Annotated in this window: 14 protein-coding genes and 1 pseudogene; 9 read left to right on the top strand and 6 right to left on the bottom strand. The window is 51.0% G+C overall.

Annotated features, from left to right (window positions below; genetic code table 11):
- From hutI to B5F83_RS04180, 4 genes are read left to right on the top strand one after another with little or no spacing between them, the layout of a single operon-like run.
- Nucleotides 1–1,239, top strand: a complete 1,239-nt coding sequence (gene hutI, locus B5F83_RS04195; RefSeq protein WP_087276929.1) for an imidazolonepropionase — start codon at nucleotides 1–3, stop codon at nucleotides 1,237–1,239.
- Between the two features lie 16 nt (nucleotides 1,240–1,255).
- Nucleotides 1,256–1,792 (top strand): GNAT family N-acetyltransferase, encoded by a 537-nt coding sequence (locus tag B5F83_RS04190; RefSeq protein WP_087276926.1) that lies wholly within the window; start codon nucleotides 1,256–1,258, stop codon nucleotides 1,790–1,792.
- 47 nt (nucleotides 1,793–1,839) lie between these two features.
- Nucleotides 1,840–3,006, top strand: a complete 1,167-nt coding sequence (locus B5F83_RS04185; RefSeq protein ID WP_087276923.1) for an MBL fold metallo-hydrolase — start codon at nucleotides 1,840–1,842, stop codon at nucleotides 3,004–3,006.
- A 37-nt stretch (nucleotides 3,007–3,043) separates the two neighbouring features.
- The gene (locus B5F83_RS04180; RefSeq protein ID WP_087276920.1) at nucleotides 3,044–4,903 is read left to right on the top strand and encodes an SLC13 family permease; all 1,860 of its coding nucleotides are present in this window, start codon (nucleotides 3,044–3,046) and stop codon (nucleotides 4,901–4,903) included.
- An 879-nt stretch (nucleotides 4,904–5,782) separates the two neighbouring features.
- Here B5F83_RS04180 and B5F83_RS10780 read toward each other — a convergent pair.
- Nucleotides 5,783–7,213, bottom strand: a pseudogene (locus B5F83_RS10780) (potassium/proton antiporter); the annotation flags it as partial.
- Nucleotides 7,214–7,349: 136 nt separating this feature from the next.
- Here B5F83_RS10780 and B5F83_RS04170 point away from each other — a divergent pair.
- Nucleotides 7,350–8,528: a C1 family peptidase gene (locus B5F83_RS04170; RefSeq protein ID WP_087276913.1), complete on the top strand. Its 1,179-nt coding sequence runs from the start codon at nucleotides 7,350–7,352 to the stop codon at nucleotides 8,526–8,528.
- 23 nt (nucleotides 8,529–8,551) lie between these two features.
- On the top strand, nucleotides 8,552–9,370 hold the full coding sequence (locus tag B5F83_RS04165; RefSeq protein WP_087276910.1) for a CDP-alcohol phosphatidyltransferase family protein: 819 nt from the start codon (nucleotides 8,552–8,554) through the stop codon (nucleotides 9,368–9,370).
- Between the two features lie 524 nt (nucleotides 9,371–9,894).
- Here B5F83_RS04165 and B5F83_RS04155 read toward each other — a convergent pair.
- Nucleotides 9,895–11,604 (bottom strand): phospho-sugar mutase, encoded by a 1,710-nt coding sequence (locus B5F83_RS04155; protein WP_087277380.1) that lies wholly within the window; start codon nucleotides 11,602–11,604, stop codon nucleotides 9,895–9,897.
- Between the two features lie 141 nt (nucleotides 11,605–11,745).
- Here B5F83_RS04155 and B5F83_RS04150 point away from each other — a divergent pair, with 141 nt between their 5' ends.
- Entirely contained in the window at nucleotides 11,746–13,848 is a 2,103-nt protein-coding gene (locus tag B5F83_RS04150; protein WP_087276904.1) for a DPP IV N-terminal domain-containing protein, read from the top strand.
- A gap of 28 nt (nucleotides 13,849–13,876) precedes the next feature.
- On the opposite strand, the gene B5F83_RS04145 is transcribed toward B5F83_RS04150, so the two are convergent.
- The gene (locus tag B5F83_RS04145; protein WP_087276901.1) at nucleotides 13,877–15,193 is read right to left on the bottom strand and encodes a class I SAM-dependent methyltransferase; all 1,317 of its coding nucleotides are present in this window, start codon (nucleotides 15,191–15,193) and stop codon (nucleotides 13,877–13,879) included.
- 162 nt (nucleotides 15,194–15,355) lie between these two features.
- Here B5F83_RS04145 and B5F83_RS04140 point away from each other — a divergent pair, with 162 nt between their 5' ends.
- Nucleotides 15,356–17,515 carry a S41 family peptidase gene (locus B5F83_RS04140; protein ID WP_087276897.1) on the top strand — a complete coding sequence of 720 codons (2,160 nt, stop codon included), beginning with the start codon at nucleotides 15,356–15,358 and terminating at the stop codon, nucleotides 17,513–17,515.
- A gap of 107 nt (nucleotides 17,516–17,622) precedes the next feature.
- A complete protein-coding gene (locus B5F83_RS04135) occupies nucleotides 17,623–18,042 on the top strand; it encodes a BACON domain-containing carbohydrate-binding protein (protein ID WP_087276894.1) in 420 nt (139 codons plus the stop codon).
- On the opposite strand, the gene B5F83_RS04130 is transcribed toward B5F83_RS04135, so the two are convergent.
- The 3 genes from B5F83_RS04130 to B5F83_RS04120 are packed head-to-tail and all read right to left on the bottom strand — an operon-like array spanning nucleotide 18,027 to nucleotide 21,763.
- Nucleotides 18,027–19,439, bottom strand: coding sequence for an AAA family ATPase (locus B5F83_RS04130; RefSeq protein WP_239383822.1), 1,413 nt, complete (start codon nucleotides 19,437–19,439; stop codon nucleotides 18,027–18,029). The genes B5F83_RS04135 and B5F83_RS04130 overlap by 16 nt on opposite strands.
- A gap of 36 nt (nucleotides 19,440–19,475) precedes the next feature.
- Entirely contained in the window at nucleotides 19,476–20,924 is a 1,449-nt protein-coding gene (locus B5F83_RS04125) for a TrkH family potassium uptake protein (RefSeq protein ID WP_087276891.1), read from the bottom strand.
- 2 nt (nucleotides 20,925–20,926) lie between these two features.
- A complete protein-coding gene (locus tag B5F83_RS04120; RefSeq protein WP_087276888.1) occupies nucleotides 20,927–21,763 on the bottom strand; it encodes a methyl-accepting chemotaxis protein in 837 nt (278 codons plus the stop codon).
- Between the last annotated feature and the right edge of the window lie 5 nt (nucleotides 21,764–21,768).

The following is a 21,768-nucleotide window of genomic DNA, read 5'->3' as shown; positions in this document are numbered from 1 at the left end:
ATGAGACACCTGGTTAAAAACATAGGCACTCTTGCCGGTATCCTTGAAGACGGTTCCCTACGCAAAGAGGGAACCGCCATGGATGCCGTCGGTACCCTTGAAAACGCATACCTGACAATCGAAGACGGGAAAATTGCAGGCTACGGACCTTCGGAGGAAATGCCGGATGAAAACGCCTTCGACACTGTCATCGATGCCGGGAGAGGCTTCGTGCTCCCGTCTTTCTGCGACTCGCATTCGCATGTAGTCTATGCGGGAAGCCGTGACGGGGAATTCCTCGACAAGATAAACGGCCTGTCCTACGAAGAGATTGCAAGGCGCGGAGGCGGGATACTCAACTCGGCGGACCTGCTCCACAACACCTCCGAGGACGAACTCTACCGCCAGTCGGTGGAAAGGGTCCGCGAGGTCATGCGCATGGGGACAGGGGCCCTCGAAATCAAGAGCGGCTACGGCCTTACGACCGAAGACGAGCTGAAGATGCTCCGTGTCATAAGGCGGATAAAAGAAAACGTGCCAATCATCATAAAGGCCACCTTCCTGGGCGCCCATGACGTAGGCAGGGCATACAGGGGAAGGCAGGCGGAATACGTCAGACTTGTCTGCTCGGAGATGATTCCGGCAGTGGCCGCCGAAGGGCTCGCCGAATTTGTGGACGTGTTCTGCGACCAGGGATTCTTTACTACCGAAGAAACCGCGGCCATCATGGAAGCCGGGGCGAAATACGGCCTCAGGCCTAAAATCCATGCAAACGAGCTTGCCGTCTCGGGAGGAGTACAGGTCGGGGTAAGCCACAACGCACTGTCCGTAGACCATCTGGAACGCACGACACAGGCTGAAATCGAATCCCTGAAAGGCTCTGGCACGATGCCTACCATGCTTCCTGGCGCATCATTCTTCCTCGGAATGCCTTACGGTGCGGCGAAAGACTATATCAAGGCCGGGCTCGGAGTGGCATTGGCCTCGGATTACAACCCAGGTTCTTCACCGAGCGGAAACATGCGTTTCGTAATGGCCTTAGGCTGCATCAAGATGAAGCTGACACCAAACCAGGCACTGAACGCCTGCACGCTCAACACGGCATACGCCATGGGCATAAGCGATATGGCCGGTTCGGTGACAAAGGGAAAGATTGCCAATCTCCTCGTCACCGCGCCGATGAATTCACTGGCGTTCCTCCCTTACAGCTACCAGACCCCGCTGATAAGGAAGGTCATAGTAAAAGGGGACGTGCTCTGAAAAACGACATAAGGCCATGATAAGATTGATTGACGGACTGCAACTACCTGAAAAAGACCTGGATACAATCCGGGACATATACACGGGAGCTTTCCCTCCGGAGGAAAGACGCGACTGGAAACAGGTGCAAGGCCTGCTTGCCGGTGAAGGCTCTTTCTGGCTCAAGGCGGCATACGCGGAAGATGGACTGGTAGGGTTCATCACCGGATGGGATTTTACCGATTTCATCTATATGGAACATTTTGCCACAGCCCCGTCCGCAAGGAACAAAGGATACGGAGCCGTTATTTTCCGGGAAATACTTTCATCCTGCGAAAGGCCGCATGTCATCGAAGTCGAACGCCCGGACAACGAAATGGCCATGAGAAGGATAGGCTTCTACGAGCGCCTCGGACTGAAAATCAGCGACAGGGACTATCTCCAGCCCCCATACGCGGAAGGAGGCAGTCCGGTACCGATGTTCATCATGACCGACAAAGGCTACGAAAAACGCTGGGCGGAGGAAATCCGCAGGAAAGTCTATTCTGCCACGTCACCGGTGAAAACGCACTGAACGGAAACAATTATTTTTATTATTAAACAAAATTTCACATAAAAGACATGAACGACACTTACATTTCACCTCAAATCAAATACATCGGCGTAGACGACAAGGACATAGACCTGTTTGAAAGCCAGTACAAAGTACCGAACGGAGTCACCTACAACTCATACGTGATTTTAGACGAAAAGACGGCCGTGCTCGACACCGTGGACATGAGGCGCTGCGACCAATGGCTCGCGAACCTCGGAAAGGCCCTCGACGGAAGGCAGCCGGACTATCTCGTGGTACACCACCTCGAACCGGACCATGCAGGAAGCATAGCGGTATTTGCGGAAAGATATCCGGAAACAGTCATTGTACTGAGCAACAAGGCAGCCGGAATGATAGGCCAGTTTTTCGACAACATCGTTCCCGCACGCCTCAAACCGGTTTCCGAAGGTGAAACGCTGGCACTCGGCAAGCACGTACTGACCTTCGTCATGGCCCCGATGGTACACTGGCCGGAAGTCATGGTATCCTACGAAAGCACTGAAAAAATTCTGTTTTCGGCTGACGGATTCGGAAAATTCGGAGCGATGGATGCCGACGAGCCTTGGGATGACGAGTCGAGAAGATATTTCATCAACATCGTAGGAAAATACGGTGCGCAGGTACAGGCGCTGCTGAAAAAGGCCGCAACCCTCGATATCAAAACCATAGCGCCTCTCCACGGCCCTATCCTGAAAGAAAACCTCGGCCATTATATTGAAAAATACGACATCTGGAGCAGCTACCGTCCTGAAGAGGAAGGAGTCCTCGTCGCCTTTGCCTCGATTCATGGAAACACGGCGAAAACGGCACGCTACATAGCCGACGAACTGCGGTCCAAAGGTGTGACCGTTGCGGTTTCCGACCTTGCCCGCGACGACATGCACAAGGCCGTTGCCGATGCCTTCAGATTCGACATGATGATTCTTGCCGCATCTTCATACGATGCCGGAGTCTTCCCTCCTATGGAAAAATTCCTCAACCACCTGAGGGCGAAGAATTTCCAGAACAGGAAGGTCGCGATAGTCGAAAACGGTTCCTGGGCTCCGAGCGCCGGAAGGACAATGCGCGCCGCCCTTGAAGGAATGAAGAACATCACTATCTGCGAAAATTCGGTCACAATCCGTTCTTCGATGAAAGAATGCGACAAGACCGCAATAAACGCCATGATAGAAGAACTTATCGGCACAAAATAATTTTTATTTTAAAACGACAATAAACACCCCTCCGGCCATGTGGATAACAATCGGCATACTTGTACTTTCAGCGATTTTTTTCGTAAACGGGAAAATCCGCTCGGACCTGGTGGCACTCTGCGCCCTTGTCGCGCTGCTTGTCTGCCAGATACTGACACCGGAAGAAGCCCTGTCCGGATTTTCCAACTCGGTCGTGATAATGATGATAGGACTGTTCGTGGTCGGAGGGGCGATTTTCCAGACGGGACTGGCCAAGATGATAAGCTCCAAGATATTACGGCTTGCCGGAAAGAGCGAGACAAGGCTGTTCCTTCTGGTCATCCTCGTCACATCGGCCATAGGGGCATTCGTAAGCAATACCGGTACAGTGGCACTGATGCTCCCTATAGTTGTGAGCCTCGCCGCAAGCGCGAATGTGTCCCCGAGCCGTTTCCTGATGCCGCTGGCCTTTGCAAGCAGCATGGGAGGAATGATGACACTCATCGGTACTCCTCCCAACCTTGTAATCAATGACACCCTCGTTTCGGCAGGCCTCGAAGGGCTTTCGTTCTTCTCGTTCCTGCCCGTAGGCCTCATATGCGTGGCCGTAGGAATCCTCGTGCTGATGCCGCTAAGCAAGATATTCCTCAGCGGCAAGAAGAAAAAGAATGCCGGGACGGGAGGCAAGAGCCTCCAGCAGCTTGTAAAGGAATACGGGCTTGCAAGCAACCTGTTCAGGGTCGAGGTGTGCAGCGATTCCACCGTCATAGGGAAATCCATCATCGAACTCGACATACGCCGAAGATTCGGACTGAACATAATGGAAATCCGCAGGGGGGACTCGTCCCGCTACCGCTTCCTGAAAACAATCACCCAGCTGACCTCCCCGGAGACTACACTCGAAAACGGGGACATACTGTACGTATCCGGAAATTTCGATGAAGTAAGGAGATTTGCGGGGGAGTGCAAGCTTGACATCCTTGACGGACACCATACCGAAGAAGCCGTGAAGATTCAGGAAGGCAATTCATTGGATTTCTATGAGATAGGCATAGCGGAAATCATCATCGTGCCGACTTCGGGACTCATAAACAAAAGCATCAAGGACATAGACCTGCGGGGAAAATTCAATATCAACGTATTGGGCATACGGCGAAAGAGCGAATACCTCCTGCACGACCTCGGAGACATAAAGGTCCACGGAGGTGACGTCATGCTCGTACAGGGTAGCTGGGCCAACATAGCCAGACTGAACAAAGAGGATGCGGACTGGGTCGTTCTCGGCCAGCCACTCGCAGAAGCCGCGAAAGTGACCCTCGACTACAAGGCGCCGGTAGCAGGTGTCATAATGCTGCTAATGGTGGCCATGATGGTATTCGACTTCATCCCTGTGGAACCGGTAACGGCTGTCATGATTGCCGCCATCCTCATGGTACTTACCGGCTGCATACGCAATGTGGAAGCGGCATACAAGACTATCAACTGGGAAAGTGTCGTGCTGATTGCCGCCATGATGCCCATGTCGCTCGCACTCGAAAAGACCGGAGCTTCGGCCTGGATTTCGAACACCCTTGTCCAGGGGCTCGGAAGCTACGGCCCCATCGCACTGATGGCGGGGATTTATTTTACGACATCACTGATGACAATGTTCATCAGCAACACGGCGACAGCCGTACTGCTCGCCCCGATAGCCATGCAGAGTGCCGCACAGATGGGCATAAGCCCTGTGCCCCTCCTTTTCGCGGTAGCGGTCGGAGCAAGCATGTGCTTCGCTTCGCCGTTCTCCACACCGCCAAATGCCCTCGTCATGCCTGCCGGACAATACAAATTCATGGATTACATCAAAGTCGGGCTTCCGCTGCAAATCATCATGGGCATAGTCATGGTCTTCGTACTGCCGTTACTGTTCCCGTTCTGAGTGATTGGAATCCGAGTGACTGGAACCCGAGTGATCGGATGAACCGGTGACAAAGCCGGAAAGCACTTCCATGATTTTCGGAGCAAGAAGCGTACGGACATGTTCTTCTTCCATGAAATGCCCTCCCGGATATATCGCATAAGTCGGATAAGCCGCCCCTCCTCCGGCGTTATCACGGTCAGGGACGAGGCACCGGCATTTACGGCTATGGAAGAAATATTTTTCGTAAGTCGCGATTGATACTATCCCGCTGCGGCGGTAGTGGTCTTTCTTCCCGAAAAATGCAAAGAAGTAATCGGCACGGTCTCCGAGCATTTTCGGCGAACGCATGAGCGCGCGTGCCCGGTGATCGCGGTACGAATGCAGTATCTTCGCCTTGAAATGCAGCTCCTGACGGTCTCCCGGCTTGGGCCTGTAAATCTTTTCCAGCAACAGTCGCAGTCCCGGAATCCATACGAGGAAAGAGGCCGCATAAAGATACAGAGGGGCATTGAGCGACGGGGAAACAAGAATATGCGGCAAACCTTTGATGCGGATAGCCTGTACGGCCCCGAGGGACTCGCCGACTATGAGGTCCGGCTTGAGTTCTTCCATCCATGAAGCAATCTGGCCGTAGGCCTCGTCCGGATCAAAGGAATAAGTCCTTACGACTACATGGTACCTGTCCTGCGGCAATTCTTCGGAAAGTATGGACGGAATACGGCTGTCTCCTCCCCCTCCCATACCGTGTATGTAAAGGATGACGTAATAATCCCTATCAGGCCGCTGACGCTCTACCGTATCGAGAGGGCAGAACTGGCCTTCCGGGAAAATTCTCATATAATTTTCTATAGCCTCCGGAGAAATATTTTCCTTATCCGGTATGAACTGCTCGTCGGCTGAAAGCATGAGCAGCTTGTCCCCCACCTCAAGGCTCATGTCCCCGTTCGGCACCTTATAATCGTCCCCGCGTTTTACCATGATGACAAGTACCCCTTTCGGGAAGCCGACGTCCATCAGCAGAGGCCCGTTCGAAAGGATTTTTTCGTCCACCGTTATGTCCCAGACTTTGGATTTCAGGTCTTCCGGCAGCTCCACCCCGAAGTCATTCCCCTCTTTCGGAGTCGCGGCGGTAAGTTTCAACGTCTTCGCGAAATAATTCACGGTAGTGCCCTGGACAAGCAGCGAGACGAGGGTTATGAAAAATACGATATTGAATATGTTGCGGGCTCCCGGGACGTCCTCTATGACAGGATATGTCGCGAAAATTATCGGAGCCGCACCCCTCAGGCCGACCCATGAAACATAGAGCTTGCTCTTGAAAGAAAATTTTCTGAACGGGAGCATTGTCAGGAAAACGCTGAGCGGACGGCCCACGACAATCATGAAAATGGCTATCAGCAGGCCCGGCACGGCTATCGGAAGCATCTCCGACGGGTTCACGAGCAGGCCGAGGGTGAGGAAAATCACTATCTGGAACAGCCAGGTCATGCCATCGAGGAATTTCGTCGTCTCCCGTTTGTTTACCAAAGGATTGTTCCCCACGACCATGCCGGCTATGTAGACCGCGAGATAGCCGTTGCCCTTAATCAAATCCGTAATCGAAAAGGTGAAAAATATGATGCAGAGCATCAGTATGGGATACAGCGACGAATAATGCAGGTTGATTTTATTTGTAATCCACACGGCCGCCTTTCCCATGCCGAAACCGGCCAGCGCGCCGATGGCGAGTTGGGCGAAGAAGGTAAGTACAATCGAGCCGAAAGAGGAATTGTCACCCAAAAGTATTTGTATCAGCACGATTGTCAGCATATAGGCCATAGGGTCGTTACTGCCGCTCTCGAACTCCAGGAGAGGCTTCAGATTGTGCTTCAGCCCTGTTTTCCTGCTCCTGAGCACATTGAAGACGGAGGCGGAATCGGTGGACGACATGGTGGCGGCAAGCAGCAGCGAGAATACCAGAGTATATCCCGCCATGTCGAAAAGCCTGTTGCAGAGGAAATAGATGAAAACTCCGGTGATTAACGTCGTGAGCAGGACCCCTACGGTAGACAGGGCGATACCTGGGGCTAGCACCGGCCTGATGCTCTTGTAATCCGTATCCATTCCGCCGGAAAACAGGATGATGCTCAGGGCGACCATTCCGATGAACTGGGCAAGGTTCATGTCGTTGAACTGAAGTCCGAGTCCGTCCGACCCGAACAGCATCCCCGTAAAAAGGAAAAGAAGGAGGACGGGGACACCGAATTTGAAACTTGCACGACTCGCGAGCAAGGCCACAAAAATTATTATCGAAGCTATGAGAATGAAATTACCGGCTGTCAAATACATCTTGGTTTTTTATTTGTGAGGACGACAAATTTACAAAAATAATGCTTATATTTGTCGGATATAATGGAATATTTCATAAGGTTTACCGTTAAAATTTTGACAATTTGAATTATAATAACTTTAAAAAACATTTGAAATGTATTTGAAATCGATTACCGCAGCCGCGTTACTGTCGGCAATTTCTTTCGGTGCAATGGCCCAGGAGCCGCAAAAGGGAGAACCTGAATATCAGTTCACTACCATCAAGGAACTTCCTATCACTTCTATCAAGAACCAGTACATGTCCGGCACCTGCTGGTGTTTTTCCGGCCTTGCATTCATAGAGTCAGAGCTCATCAGGATGGGCAAGGGAGAGCATGACCTTTCAGAAATGTTCGTCGTTTCCCACTCATACTCGGACAGGGCCGTGAAATATGTACGCATGGACGGCAAATTCAATTTTTCAGCCGGTTCTTCATGCGAAGACGTGCTCCATGTAATCAATGACTACGGCATCGTGCCGCAGGAAGCCATGCCGGGATTCAATTACGGTGAAGAACTGCCTGTACACGGTGAAATCGACGCCGTGACACTGGCATACGTCCAGGAAATCGCAAAACGCCCTAACGGCAAGCTCTCGACTGCATGGAAGCGCGGTTTCGACGGTATCCTTGCGGCTTATTTCGGAGAATATCCTGAAACCTTCACATATCAGGGACAGGAATATACCCCTAAGAGTTTTGCAGAAAGCCTCGGAATCAATCCTGACGACTATGTATCCATTACATCATACAACCATCATCCGTTCTACTCCCAGTTCGTTCTCGAAATATGCGACAACTGGAGATGGGATTTCTCATACAACGTACCTCTCGATGACATGATGGAAATCATGTACAACTCCATCGACAAGGGATACACCATCGCATGGGGTTCGGATGTGAGCGAAAGGGGCTTTACCCGTGACGGTATCGCCGTTGTAGTCGACGAAGCGGCGAAGAAAGCCGGTTCCGACCAGGAAAAATGGGTAGGAAAATCGGAAGAGGCACAGCCTGAAAAACTCCTCCCTGCCGAGCTCGAAATCACCCAGGAACTCCGCCAGATCGGTTATGACAACAAGACTACAACCGATGACCACGGAATGCTCATCTACGGTATCGCCGAAGACCAGGACGGCAACAGGTACTTCATGGTGAAGAACTCATGGGGTGATGCAGGAAAATACCACGGGATATGGTATGCATCCGATGCCTTCGTAAGGTACAAGACCATGAACATCATCGTCCACAAGGACGCCATTCCTAAGGATATCAAGAAGAAACTCGGTATCAAATAAGGTAAGGCATTAAACTGCAATCCATGGGATTATCAAGACATATACCAAATACGATAACACTCCTGAACCTTGTTTCAGGAGTGTTCGGTATTATTTACGCGGCTAAAGGCGATATCGGCTGTGCCTTCGTGCTGATGCTCGCGGCAGCCTTGTTCGATGTGCTCGACGGCGCGGCCGCACGCGGGCTCAAAGCCTACTCGGCCATAGGCAAGGAACTCGATTCCCTCGCCGACCTCGTAAGTTTCGGCACCCTTCCGGCGCTGATGCTCTTCTACATGATGCAGGAAAACTTCATAGGGCCGCTATGGTTCACCTACATACCTTTGCTGCTCGTGCCTTGCGCCGCATTGAGACTGGCCAAATTCAACACCGACGAAACGCAGGCACACGGCTTCAGGGGCCTCCCTGTACCGGCCGCCGCAATGTTCATCGGCTCGGTGGCAGCAATTATGGATTTATATGAAATCGGCTGGATTCACAACCTGATGGCAAGGAGCTTCATAGCCATGCCGGCCATAGTCTACATAGCTTGCAGGCTGATGTTGAGTCGCGTTCCGATGGCCTCGCTGAAAAGCTTTTCCAAAGCTTCCGGGACACAGGGCAACGGGACACGGGACGGGGCACAGGATGAAGCAGGGGCTTCCGGACAGCAGCCATACGGCTCACGGGCCGCACTGATTGCCATTTTCGCCACTCCGATTGTTGCCGGCATCGCGGTACTCCTCACCTTCCTCGCAGACGGCTTCCTCCACGCACTGGCAGGAGGCATCTGCACATTCTCCACGGCATACATCATTATAAACACCATAGCTGGCGGAATAGCTCGTTACAGAAAGCAGTGAAGGATTTGCAGAGTGATAGGGCGATGGATTTGCGGGGCATGGATTTGCGGAGCTGATTTTTCAACGTCGGGAGCGAGTAAAATATTTACAAGTAACTGATTGTCAATTATTTAATAAAATTTAACTCACTTTTGACCATGTCCGCATACCCCTCAAAAGCGAGTTAAATTTTAACAATCAACTGATTATCAATAACTTAACAAAACACAACTCGCTCTAAACTTTTTCGGGCGGCCAGGGAACCTGCATCTCAGATGACGAATTGGCTGGAAGAGGGACGAAGGAGGAAAATCGGATTTTGTCGGCAAATTTTCCACCCCACAGCCAGCCTTCTTTTCTGGAGCAGCTGATAATCAATAACTTGCAAAAACAGGGCTGTCTTTGGGTACTTTCTGACATACCCAAAGACAGCTCCAATTTTTATAAAATGCTGATTATTAATATATTACACAATTAACAGATGGACATCGGGTGGAAAAATCCCCCGCACAAAAACGCGCTACACAAAAATACCCCCGCGGGTTTCAGCTCACCATAGCATTTACTTCGTTCTCGATGGCGGCAATCCTTTCGTCGGCACGGACGGCGGCATCGGTCAGGGAACAGCCGTCGGCTTTTTCGGAAAGCCCGATATAGAACTTGATTTTGGGCTCGGTACCCGAAGGCCTGACTGTCAGCACGGTACCGTCTTCCGCAACATACTGGAGCACATTCGATGAAGGCAGGCCTGTCTTTTCGGGTTCAGCATAATCGATGACACGCGCGACAGGAGCACCTCCTACCGATTTCAAAGGAGCGGCACGGAACTCCGCCATGAGAGAAGCTATCTTTTCAAGCCCGGATTTTCCCTTCATTGTATATGAAAGCAATTTTTCACGGTAATAGCCGTATTTCGAATAAATCTCCTCAAGCAGGCCGTAAAGTGTCTTGCCCCTGTCCGCCGCCCATGCAGCGGCTTCGGCTACCATGGAACAGGAAATCACCGCATCCTTGTCGCGCACGAATTCTCCGACATTGAAACCGTAACTCTCCTCGCCTCCGCACACGAAGACCGCACGCCCTTCGTTTTCCTCCACTACCTCGGCGATATATTTGAAACCCGTAAGCACATCGTAGGTCCTGACTCCGAAATCAGAAGCTATGGCCTTCAGCAGCCCGGTGGTTACGATAGTCTTGACTATGTACGGGTTCCGACAGGAGAGTTTCCCGAGTTCCTTCCAGCGGGTGAGTATGTAATATGTCAGTATGGAGGCTGTCTGGTTGCCGTTCAGCAATATCATCTTACCGTTGCCGTCACGTACCGCCACCCCTACCCTGTCGGCATCGGGATCCGTTGCAAGGACTATGTCGGCATTGTTGCTCTCCGCCATTTCAAGAGCCATTTTCAAAGCCGACGGCTCCTCAGGATTAGGAGATTTCACGGTAGGAAAATCCCCGTCGTTCACATCCTGTTCCGGCACATGGAAAACGTTTTTGAAGCCGAGCATGTCAAGGGCACGCGGCACGAGCCTGACACCGGTCCCGTGCAAAGGAGTGTAGACAATCCTGATATCATTGTGACGTGCGACGGATTCCGGAGAAAGTGTCAGCGAGAGTATGTCCTTCAGATAAGCCGAATCCACATCCTCGCCCATCGTGCGGATAATTCCGGCACCTTCTCCCGGGACGAACCTGACTTCGGCCGGGCTGCCGATACGGTTTACCTCCGCCACGATTTCCTTGTCTACCGGAGAAGTCACCTGCCCCCCGTCGGACCAGAACACCTTATAGCCGTTGTATTCTTTCGGATTGTGGGAAGCCGTAATCATCACCCCCGCCACGGCCTTTTTCAGCCTTACGGCATAACTCAGTTCCGGAGTAGGCCTCAGGCTATCAAATATATACACATCGAAACCGTTAGCCGAAAGCACATCCGCCGTTATCAACGCAAATTCGCGGCTATGGTTGCGGTTGTCGTGCGAAATGCAGAGACAGGTACCTACAACCGGATGGTGCTTCCTGATATAATTGGCAAGGCCCTGCGTAGCCATGCCCACGGTGTAGCGGTTCATCCTGTTCGTCCCGGCACCCATTATCCCGCGGAGTCCTCCGGTACCGAATTCGAGGTTCCTGTAAAACGCATCTTCAAGCGCGGCAGGGTCTCCTGCCATCAACGCCCTTACTTCCTGTTTCGTAGCCTCATCGTAACCGCCGTCGAGCCAGCTCTGGGCGACAGCCCTGTAATCCCTTTCCATAATCGAATATTTTTTAGTCCGTTTTTTCGAAACTGTTTCCAATAATAACATCCTTCAAATTTACCGATTTTCTTGGCATGAAGAAAAATTAATGCTTATTTTGCAGGAAAATTGTTTTAAAATAAAGATATTTTCATAAATATGAAACATTCAGGTCTCGTTCTCGCCGCGATAACGGCGGCACTGCTGATTTCAGGGACTACCCACGCAGAAGAATTTCCCGACAATACCGGAAAAATCCGTCTCACCGAGGAAAACATTTCAGGAAAACTGCCGGAAGGCATCCTCAACGACATACCGCAGGAATATTACTGGAACGGCAGGAAATTCGTTTTCTCGAAAGAACCTGCAAAGAAGACCGTCTTCCCCGAAAACATGCCGGCCGGGGCAGTAAACCCGACCTACTCTCCGGACAGTACGAAGATAGCATATACGAAGGGAGGGGACCTTTATGTATACAATGTCGCAGACGGGAAGGAAATCAGGATTACCCATGACGGCAACGACATGATTACCAGCGGATACGCTTCATGGGTATATTATGAGGAAATACTCGGACGTGCCACGAATTACAAGGCTTTCTGGTGGTCTCCGGACAGTCGGAGAATAGGGTTCTACAGATTCGACAACACCGGAGTGCCGGTTTTCCCGATTTATCTGTCCGACGGACAGCACGGTGAACTGTTCAGCTACCATTATCCGAAAGCCGGTGACAGGAATCCCGAGGTAAGAATCGGGATGGCCGACATATCTTCCGGAGAACCTGAAACCGTATGGGCCGATTTCGATGAAAAACTTGACCAGTATTTCGGAATACCTTTCTGGGGCGACGACAGCAGGGAATTTTACATAGCGCACATGCCGAGGGTTCAGAACGAGCTTACCCTCTATGCCGTCAGCGCGGAAAACGGGGAGAAGCGCCTCGTCTACGAGGAATCCTACCCTACATGGATAAACTGGATGCAGGAAATAATCTTCGAGAAGGACGGACTTTACATGGTGCGCGATTTCGAAGGCTGGCAGCAGATATATTTCCTGCCGTATGACGGAAGCGGGGTAAAAAGGATTACCTCGGGGGAAAACTGGGACATATCCCTTGTCGGCGTGGATCCGAAGAACGACGACATCTTTTTTCTTGCAATGCGCGCTTCAAGAATAAGGCGTGCGCTTTACAAGGCCGACACGGATGGGAACATCACGGCCCTCACGGATGAAGACTATGATGTGCACAAGGTCGTATTTTCAGATGATTTCAAACAGTTTGCAGCGACTTATTCCAACGCGGTCACTCCTCCGAAAGTCTCCGTTTTCCGCACAGGTAAATACAACCGCGACGGAAGCCTTAAGGAGGAAATAATCGCCGACATGAAAGGAAGCGGATTCAACAGTTATGCCATCGCCATGCCGGAAACAGTGTATCTCGAAACCGAAGACGGCTTTATCCTTCCGGGGCTGATTTTCTATCCTGTCGATTTCGACCCTTCGAAAAAATATCCTGTCCACTTCGATATTTACGGCGGCCCGGACACTCCGATGGTACGCGACAGATGGAGAGGGATAAACGATGCCACCCAGTGGTGGGCTAACAACGGCATCATCGAGGTAATCGTGGACAACCGCGCCTCGGGATGCTGCGGAAGAAAGGGTCTGGACATGATTTACCGGAACCTCATGAACTACGAGTTGCAGGACTTCATAGCATGGTCCGAATATTTCAAGTCTCTTCCACACGTGGACGGCAACAAGATAGGTGTCGAAGGATTTTCATTCGGAGGCACGATGACGGTGATGTGCCTTACCAAGGGACATGAACATTTCAATTTCGGAATAGCCGGAGGCGGGGTATACGACTGGATGCTGTACGATTCACACTACACCGAACGTTATATGGATACTCCGGAAAGGAATCCGGAAGGATATGCCGACAAGGTACTGAACTATGCGGACATGTATCCTACCGAATACATGAAGACAGTCTCGGGCGGCACGGACGGAGAGCCTGCATCAGGGCACGGCATCGACATGTCCAAGCCTACCCACATGCTGAAACTCACCCACGGAACGGCGGACGACAACGTGCATTTCCAGCAGACGATGCAATTGGTGGACCTGCTCCAGAAAGAGGGCAAACGCTTCGAGATGATGATTTATCCGGAAGGAAAACACGGATACCGCGGTTACCAGGCGGAACATTTCAATGCGGCCAACAAGTTCTTCTGGCTGAAATGGCTCAAGGACATGTAGAAAAACCGTTTCAAACGGCTTCCAGGCATCATTGAAGCCTTTCAGCAAGAAACAATATATTTTTTCCGGCGGCACGGCATCCCCAGACATGGAGCCCTCCGCCGGATTTGATTTTCAGCCGGCGGGCAAGTTCTTCCGATGACAGAGGGATGTTTTTGGCTGTGACATCGGCACGTCCCTTTATTTTATCAGAGACCTCCGCAATGCCTTTTTTATCGAAAGAAAATACATCGATGATTCCATACGCCTTTCCGGGGATTCCGCACAACCTTCCGGAAACCTCTCCGTCTTCGCCGGAACGTCCCAAATAAAGGTGGGTGCTCACATCCAGCTTCGTCAGGGAAAATTTTTCAGCGAAAAGGTTGTAGGCCCCGGCCTTGAGGATTGCAGGCGAAGGCACGTACAGGACCATCCCCGGCCTGATTTCATCGGCGGATTCCAGAAAATACGGCGATGCGGACGCTTCTTCCTCCTTGGAAAACCCGAAAATATCAGTTATGCCGTCATCGGAAAGCGAAACAGCCACCCGTTTTCTCTTTTCCACGGCGACATGGCTTCTCTCCACAGCGCCTTGCATTTCCTTGCCCGCCACGGGCACGGGCCAGTCCCTGTCCAATACGAGCAAAAGCTCCTTGCATTCTCCTGCGTACGAAACCACATGGATTTCACGGCATTGCGGAAGCGATTCGAACACCGAGTCCAGGTCTTCCATAGGCGAAATCTTCACGAGAAAATAACGGCAATGCCTGAAAACATCCCCGACGAAGGCCGTTATATCGGGTTCATAATCCCTGATGGAAAACGTCCTGCCTCCCCCGCTGTTCCTCCGGGCAGGGTCGGCATACACCAAAGACGGTTCCGATGCGGAAAGCAAAAGCCCGATGTTTTCCTGCGAAACCTCCTCGTTGCGGACTTCTATGTTATCCCTGCCGAGCACCTTGAAATTGTGCCTCACGCAATCCGCAAGCAAGGCATTCCTTTCAAAACAAACCACACGGGAACAGACCCGGGACATTCGGCAGGCATCGGCCCCGAGCCCTCCGGTAATATCCGCAACGACGGCTCCGGGAACGAGGGACTGCACGAGAGAGGCCTTATAAGCCGCACATGCGCCCGAACTGCACTGCTCCGTACAAAGGCGGCCCGGATACAGAAGTCCATCCACCGCCGCAAAATCAGGAAGTTTGCGCGACAAGCGTTTCCTTCCCGATATGGTATCAACGGCAAGGCGCATGTCTATTCCGGGATATTTCGCGGCATTGAAAAGAAGACGGTCGCAATCGTCCCCGGCGTGCTCCGAGGCGAAAGCGGCCGTCCGTTCCAGAATATTTTCATTTTTTCCCATCGTTTTCCTCTCTTTCCGTCCTTCATACAGGCTTAATGCGAGACAAAGTTACCGATTTATCCCGAAAAATTCCCAAATGATTTGTATTGAAAATTTGCATATAACACTGATTTTTTTAAAATTGCACAGACATTCGGGCATTTATAAAAAAAACGCAATATCATGAAAAAAATCATCATCGCATTATCGGCCCTGCTGGCAATATCGGCACTGGCGACAAGCATCCAGGCCACGGATGGAACGCCGAAGGAAGAGCAACTTCTGTCATGGCCCGTAAAAGGCAAGGCTGCCGGAGAAGACATAATCTACCGGCCTCAGGAATACATCGGGAGAGAACTCAATTTCGGCGACCTTTACATCGGGGCCGCATTCGGAGACACTATCATCGCACCAGCCGACGGAACCGTGATTTCCTACGGCATTCTTATCAAGACATCCATTAATTCCATGTCCACAGTGGGATGCAGGGCGGAATCCCCTACCCTCGACGCTTTCCTCGAAGATGCGAGAAAACCGGAAAACTCGTATTCCGTGCCGAAGAAATACGTTACCGGATATGTGTCCATAAGAATCGATGACGGCAGTACAATAAACATTATAGGCATTGAAGGCGACAAGGAATACAAGACCGGAATGAAAATCAGGAGAGGCGAATATTTAGGGACAGCCGGCTATGCCTACAAGGAAATCGAGAAATCCCATATCCGTCTCAGCATCTCTACCCGGAAAGGTACCGTTTCCGACCCGATGGCACCATTCGGACTGACAAGCACGTTCATCGCCCCTGAAAAGCTCGTCATACCCGAAACACTTACACGGGAAAAGGCATTGGAAGACTTCGATATTCTCATCGGTTCCATCGAAGAACTGTTCCCGTCCGTTTATGACGTAGTAACTCCCGGGCAGCTTGCCGCATTCGACTCTACAATGAGGGTCCGCATCGGAAGCTCGGACAAGATAAGCTACCAGGATTTTTATGACATCGCATGGAGAACCGTCGCCTTCATACACGACAGCCATCTAAACATGCTTACACCGGATCCCCGTTTCGAGTCCTACAGGACATTTTACGCCCCGCACATCATGTTCGGCAAATTCGGCGACTCGCTTACAGTCACATACGTACAGGAAGGTTATGAAAACATGACAGGAAAATGTATCGTATCCGTGGACGGAATCCCGGCAGACAGTTATATCCGGTCGATAGAAGAACTCATTACCGGCTACGACACGGGAAACGAAAGCATCAGGGACTTCTATATGGCATACAACTGGAACCTCATGTACGGGCACAAAATATTCGAGCCGAGAACGACCGTACTCGAATTCAGTGACGGTGAAAAATTCACTGACGAATGGGTTCCGAGCACAAAAATCCGCAAAGTCACTCCCTCGATGACAAAAAAAGGGGTGCAATATTATGAAAAACGGGAAAAATACAAAGACACCCCATACGTTTTCGAAGCCTTAAACGATTCCACGGCATATTTCGGCCTGTCCACCTTCGTTTTAGACGAAACACAGACAGAAACCCTCGCCGATTCCCTTGGAAAATATTTTTCCTACCTTTATATGATAATCGACCTGAGGAACAACAGCGGAGGCCATGTAGAGATAGAACGTAAGTTGCTCACATGGTTTCTCAACGGGCCGTCGCGGGAAACAGACTCCTATTCGTACGTGAACAAAACCGGCGGTTTCAAGTACCTTAAATATTCCATGAACTACGACACTTCCCAAATCATTTTCCCTGATGCAGTAAAAGATGAAAACGGAGAAGGCTATTTCGTAACAGGCGAGATAACCTCCAACGACAGGATAATGCCGGACTCGCTCCTGAATTACAAAGGGAAACTGTATGTACTTACAGACGAGACATCGATATCCGCCGCATCGGCCTTTCCGGCCACGCTTGTGCGCAACCACAGGGCGGTAACCGTAGGAAGGGAGACAGCTTCCGGCTATCATTTCATGACGGCATTGAAATTCGCACAGATACGCCTGCCAAACTCCTACATCATGATAAACATCCCTTTGGTAAAGGAAGTGTTCGACACCGCGGTCACGCCGCGCACCCCTGCCGGAAGGGGCCTGATGCCGGACTACCCTGTACCTCTCAGTTATGAGGAGCTCTATACCGCCGGAAACGACATCGTATTGGACGAAGCCCTGCGGCTTATCTCGGAGGGCAAATATCTCGGGGAAGACCATTTTGCCTTCCTCGACAAAGAGCCACGCAACCGCACTTGGATGTATGTGGTCCTCTGCTGCATCGCGGTCATCATCACCGCTGCCGCCATTTCCCGCCGTAAACGCAAGTAAGAAGCACCATTTATATATTCTTTTTCGCACAAAAGAAGCGGAAAAACACTATATTTGCAGCCGGTTTTCATAAATTGATTTTTATTTATTTACAAACACGATTGAAAATGAAAGGAAAATTTTTATCATACGCCATTATGGCCGCAGCAACCGTTTTCGCACTCTCATCATGCACGAAGGAAGTGATTCCGCTGCACCTCACCGTATCCACGTATGAAGTCGGTTTCGGAGCGGAAGGCGGAAACGAACAGATTAATTTCTGTTTTGTGGGAAGCTGGGCCGAAGCGAACGAAGAATGCGACTGGATAGAGACGAAGATTTTCATTTCACCGGACGACGCTTCGATGAAGATACTGAGCATAGATGTCAAGGAAAACACGACCGGAGCCGAAAGGGAAGGGGAAATCATTGTGTCCGTATTCCGTGAAGGGAAGAAGACAGGGTCCATAGCGGAAAGGCTCGACAGGGCCGTGAAAGTACGGCAGTCGGCAGAACCGTCCCAACCGGAGGCTCAGTCCGCTGAATAATATTCTTCCGGAAAATTAACCAGATATACTTTCTCCACGGCACGGGTGATTGCCGTGTAAAGCCATTTCAAGTCGTCAACAGTGGGCTCGTTCCACAGCATATTGTCTATAAACACGCATTTCCACTGTCCTCCCTGGGACTTGTGGCAGGTAATCGCGTATGCGTATTTCAGTTGCAGGGCATTGTAATAAGGGTCTTCGCGTATCAGCTTGTACCGCTTCGCCTTGGAGCGCGTATCCGAGTAGTCTTCATTGAGGCCCTGGAAGAGCATCTCCTGTTGCCCGGCCCCGAGCGACGCGGTCTCGCTTTCAAGGGTATCCAGAATCACCTTGGCCGTCATTTCCGCCTCCCCGTAATCCGTAAGGGAGAGCTCGGCGGTCGCAAAATGGAGCCCGTAACGCTCCTCGTACCTGTAAATCCTTTCGAGCCGCGCCAAATCGCCGTTGGCGATAAAATCTATGTCTTCGAGCCCGTCCAGAAACTGGTAACAGTTTTTCACTATCATCAGACGTTCGTCGCGCACCAGTCTCTCTTCACTGAAATTCACGGTAGCCCGTATGCCGGCATTGTACCTGTTCGCCCTGCGGTTGCTGCGGCACAGTACCACCGTCTCATCCATCCCGTATTGCGAATACGCATCGGAAATGCACTCGATAAGCTCCCCGCCCTTGATTGCGCTGATATCGGAAAAACCTTTGAGTTCGAGATGCAGGGACTCCGGCGACATGGAATTTATAAGATTGCGGATAATCGTGGCGTTATACAGTATTCCGGACTCCTCAGCCTGCCTTACGACAGTCTTCAGTTCGCAGAACTCCCCTCCTCCGAGCATCGAAATATAATCCATGTCCAAAGCCGGGCTCAAATCCATACCCACCGGAGGAAGCTGTGCGGAATCCCCGATGAGTATCAATTTGTTATCCATACCGTTACGCAGATATGACAGAAGGTCGTCCAAGAGATTCCCGCTCCCGAAAATCGAATTTCCGCCGCCGTCCGTCCCAATCAGCGAAGCCTCGTCGACTATGTAAACAGTATCCTTGTCCTTATTCGGGGAAAGGGTGAAGCTGCCTATGCCGTCCTTCATGGAAGCCTGCCTGTATATCGTCTTATGGATGGTATAAGCCTTCTCTCCGGTATAATGCGCAAGTACCTTTGCGGCCCGCCCTGTCGGCGCCATAAGGCGGAACTGCCTGCCATGGGCCTTCAACGCCTTTACCAAAGAAGTCACGGCCGTCGTCTTCCCGGTGCCTGCATAGCCGTTCACCACGAAGATATCACCCCCGTCCCCCACCACATAGCCGGCCAGCATACGGAAAAGACCGTCCTGGCAGCTTGTCGGCCGGAAAGGCATCCCCGACAGAAACTGTTTGTACAAATAATCGCCGACCCCCATGTCCCTTTTTTCTGTAAAACGTTTTTCCCGAAAAATCTATTTTCTTGAAAATATCCCGGACACCAACAAAAGCAAAGGATATAGCTCGACACGCCCGAGCAGCATGTCGATTGAAAAAACGACCTTCCCCATCGTCGGGATATGATTGTAATTTGAAACAGAAGAAATGCTTCCGAAGCCAGGTCCCGCATTGGACATCATCGTAACTGTCCCGGAAAAGGCTTCCGTAAGATCCATATTGCAAAGGGTCAGAAGCAAGGTCGAAACGAAAGCGATGAAAAGGTACAGGGCTATGAAAAGCACGACAGGAAAAAGCACCGAACTGTTCACAACGCTGCCTCCGACCTTGACCGTAACGACGGCGTTTGGATACAGAAGCTGCTTCAACTGTTTCTTTACCCCGCAAAAGAATATCCACATCCTGTCGCTCTTTATACCGCCTGTCGTGGAACCGGAGCAGCCGCACTGGAAAAGCAGGAATATGAGTATCATGATGGAAAACGCGGGCCATACCGAAGTATCCACAGTCGCGAAACCGGTGGTACTTATCACTGAAGCCACATTGAAGAACGCCTGCCGCAGTGCCTCTGGAAAGCTCGAATAAGTCCCGGAAGCGACGAGATTCAGGCTTATCGCCACAGTCGCCACGAATATAGTCATAAGATAATATCTCACTACGGGAGAGCGGAAAATCCGCAACGACCTGTTGAAAATCAGCATATACAGCATTCCGAAATGAATGGCCGAGATAATCATGAAAAACTCGCATATCAACTCAATGGCAAGAGAGTCGTATGCGGCTATCGATGCGTTTTTCGTACTGAAACCTCCGGTAGCAACCGTACTGAAAGCATGGTTTACCGCATCGAAAAACGACATCCCGGCAATCCACAGCGCAAGGGTATTGGCGATTACCAATATCATATATACGGACAGTATCACATACACCTTGTCCTTCGAACGGAACTTGAAGTCTTCACGCGAAACCTCGGAAGCCTCCATTTTCGACAGCTTGAACCTCACGGAACTCATCTCCGGCAACACGAGCAGGATGAACACCACTATTCCCAAACCTCCGATGAAGTGTGTGGACGAACGCCAGAACAGGAGCCCTTTGGGAAGGGCCTCCACATCCGTCAGTATCGTGGCACCCGTAGTCGTAAGCCCCGACACGCTCTCGAAAAAGGCATTTACCAGGGTATATTCCCCGCCCCACATGAGATACGGAAGCATCGCGAAGATACACGACAGGAACCACGCAAGGATGATTATTATGAAACCCTCCTTGATAGAAGGGGCATGGTTGTCCCTTACGAATATCATGGGGAATATGCCGGCCGCAAAAGTTATGATGCCGCTGATGACCAAAGGGACGAAAGCCGAATCGAAACCGTTTATCGCCGACACTCCGGCAGACAGGAACATGAATATCGAATTGGCCAGAAGCGCGATACCGAGATACCTTGATATGACATTTATATTCATTTTCAGTCTTCCCTGTTTGAGTTATAATGACGCTTCAGCGAGATATTCTGCTCAATTATGTCCTTTACCTCCTCATTCAGCTCGGAGAGCTCGTCCCCGCCCTCGAACGTATAGGTATATGTCTTGTCGAATCTTTCATAATCATGGATATTGGACAACATCTTCCGTATCGGAGAGACATAACGGGACACTATGAAAAACATGAACAGGAAGGCAATCAGTATCCCGACAGATACGGCGATGACCTCGGGCATTATACTGCGGTAAAAACTCTCCTGAAGGGCCTCCGAGTTGGCCTGGAGGGCATTGTACGAATAGTCCGACAGCCTGTCGATATATCCTTTCAGTCTGTAATAGATAGGTTGCAGACGGTTGAAATACCAGTCCCTCGTATTGTTGTCCGAAAAATCTGCGAGCCACACCGCCTCAATCTCTCCCGCAACCAGAAGGTAGGCCGAATAGGCATACCTGACCGAATCCGCCATGCTCAGGGCCGACTGCCCGCTCACCGCACCGCGCAGATACTCGTAATCGTCGGCAAACTGCTCCTCGTCGAAGCCCGGAAGCACCTTCACGCTGTCATCGCTGATTGCAGTCAGCAGTGTCATGTTGTAATTGTCGCACGAGCTCAGCAGCTTGTGCGCCGTATTGATGCTTTTGATGTTCTCGGCAATCATCTCTGACACATAATTGCTCATGTGGCGGTATTCGAATACCGCAATGATGCTCGACAGGAAGAGTATCAGTACCAGAAGCGAGAAACCGAGCACTATCCTGCCCCGCATCCCCATTTTCCTCTTCCCGAAGAATCTTTTGACACGCCTTTTTAAATCCATCATGCACA

The organism is Muribaculum sp. An289, from assembly GCF_002159555.1.
In the GTDB taxonomy this organism is placed as follows: Bacteria; Bacteroidota; Bacteroidia; order Bacteroidales; family UBA932; genus Merdivivens; species Merdivivens faecigallinarum.
Note: the sequence above shows the minus strand (reverse complement) of the source record. Positions and strands in the feature narration are given on the sequence as shown.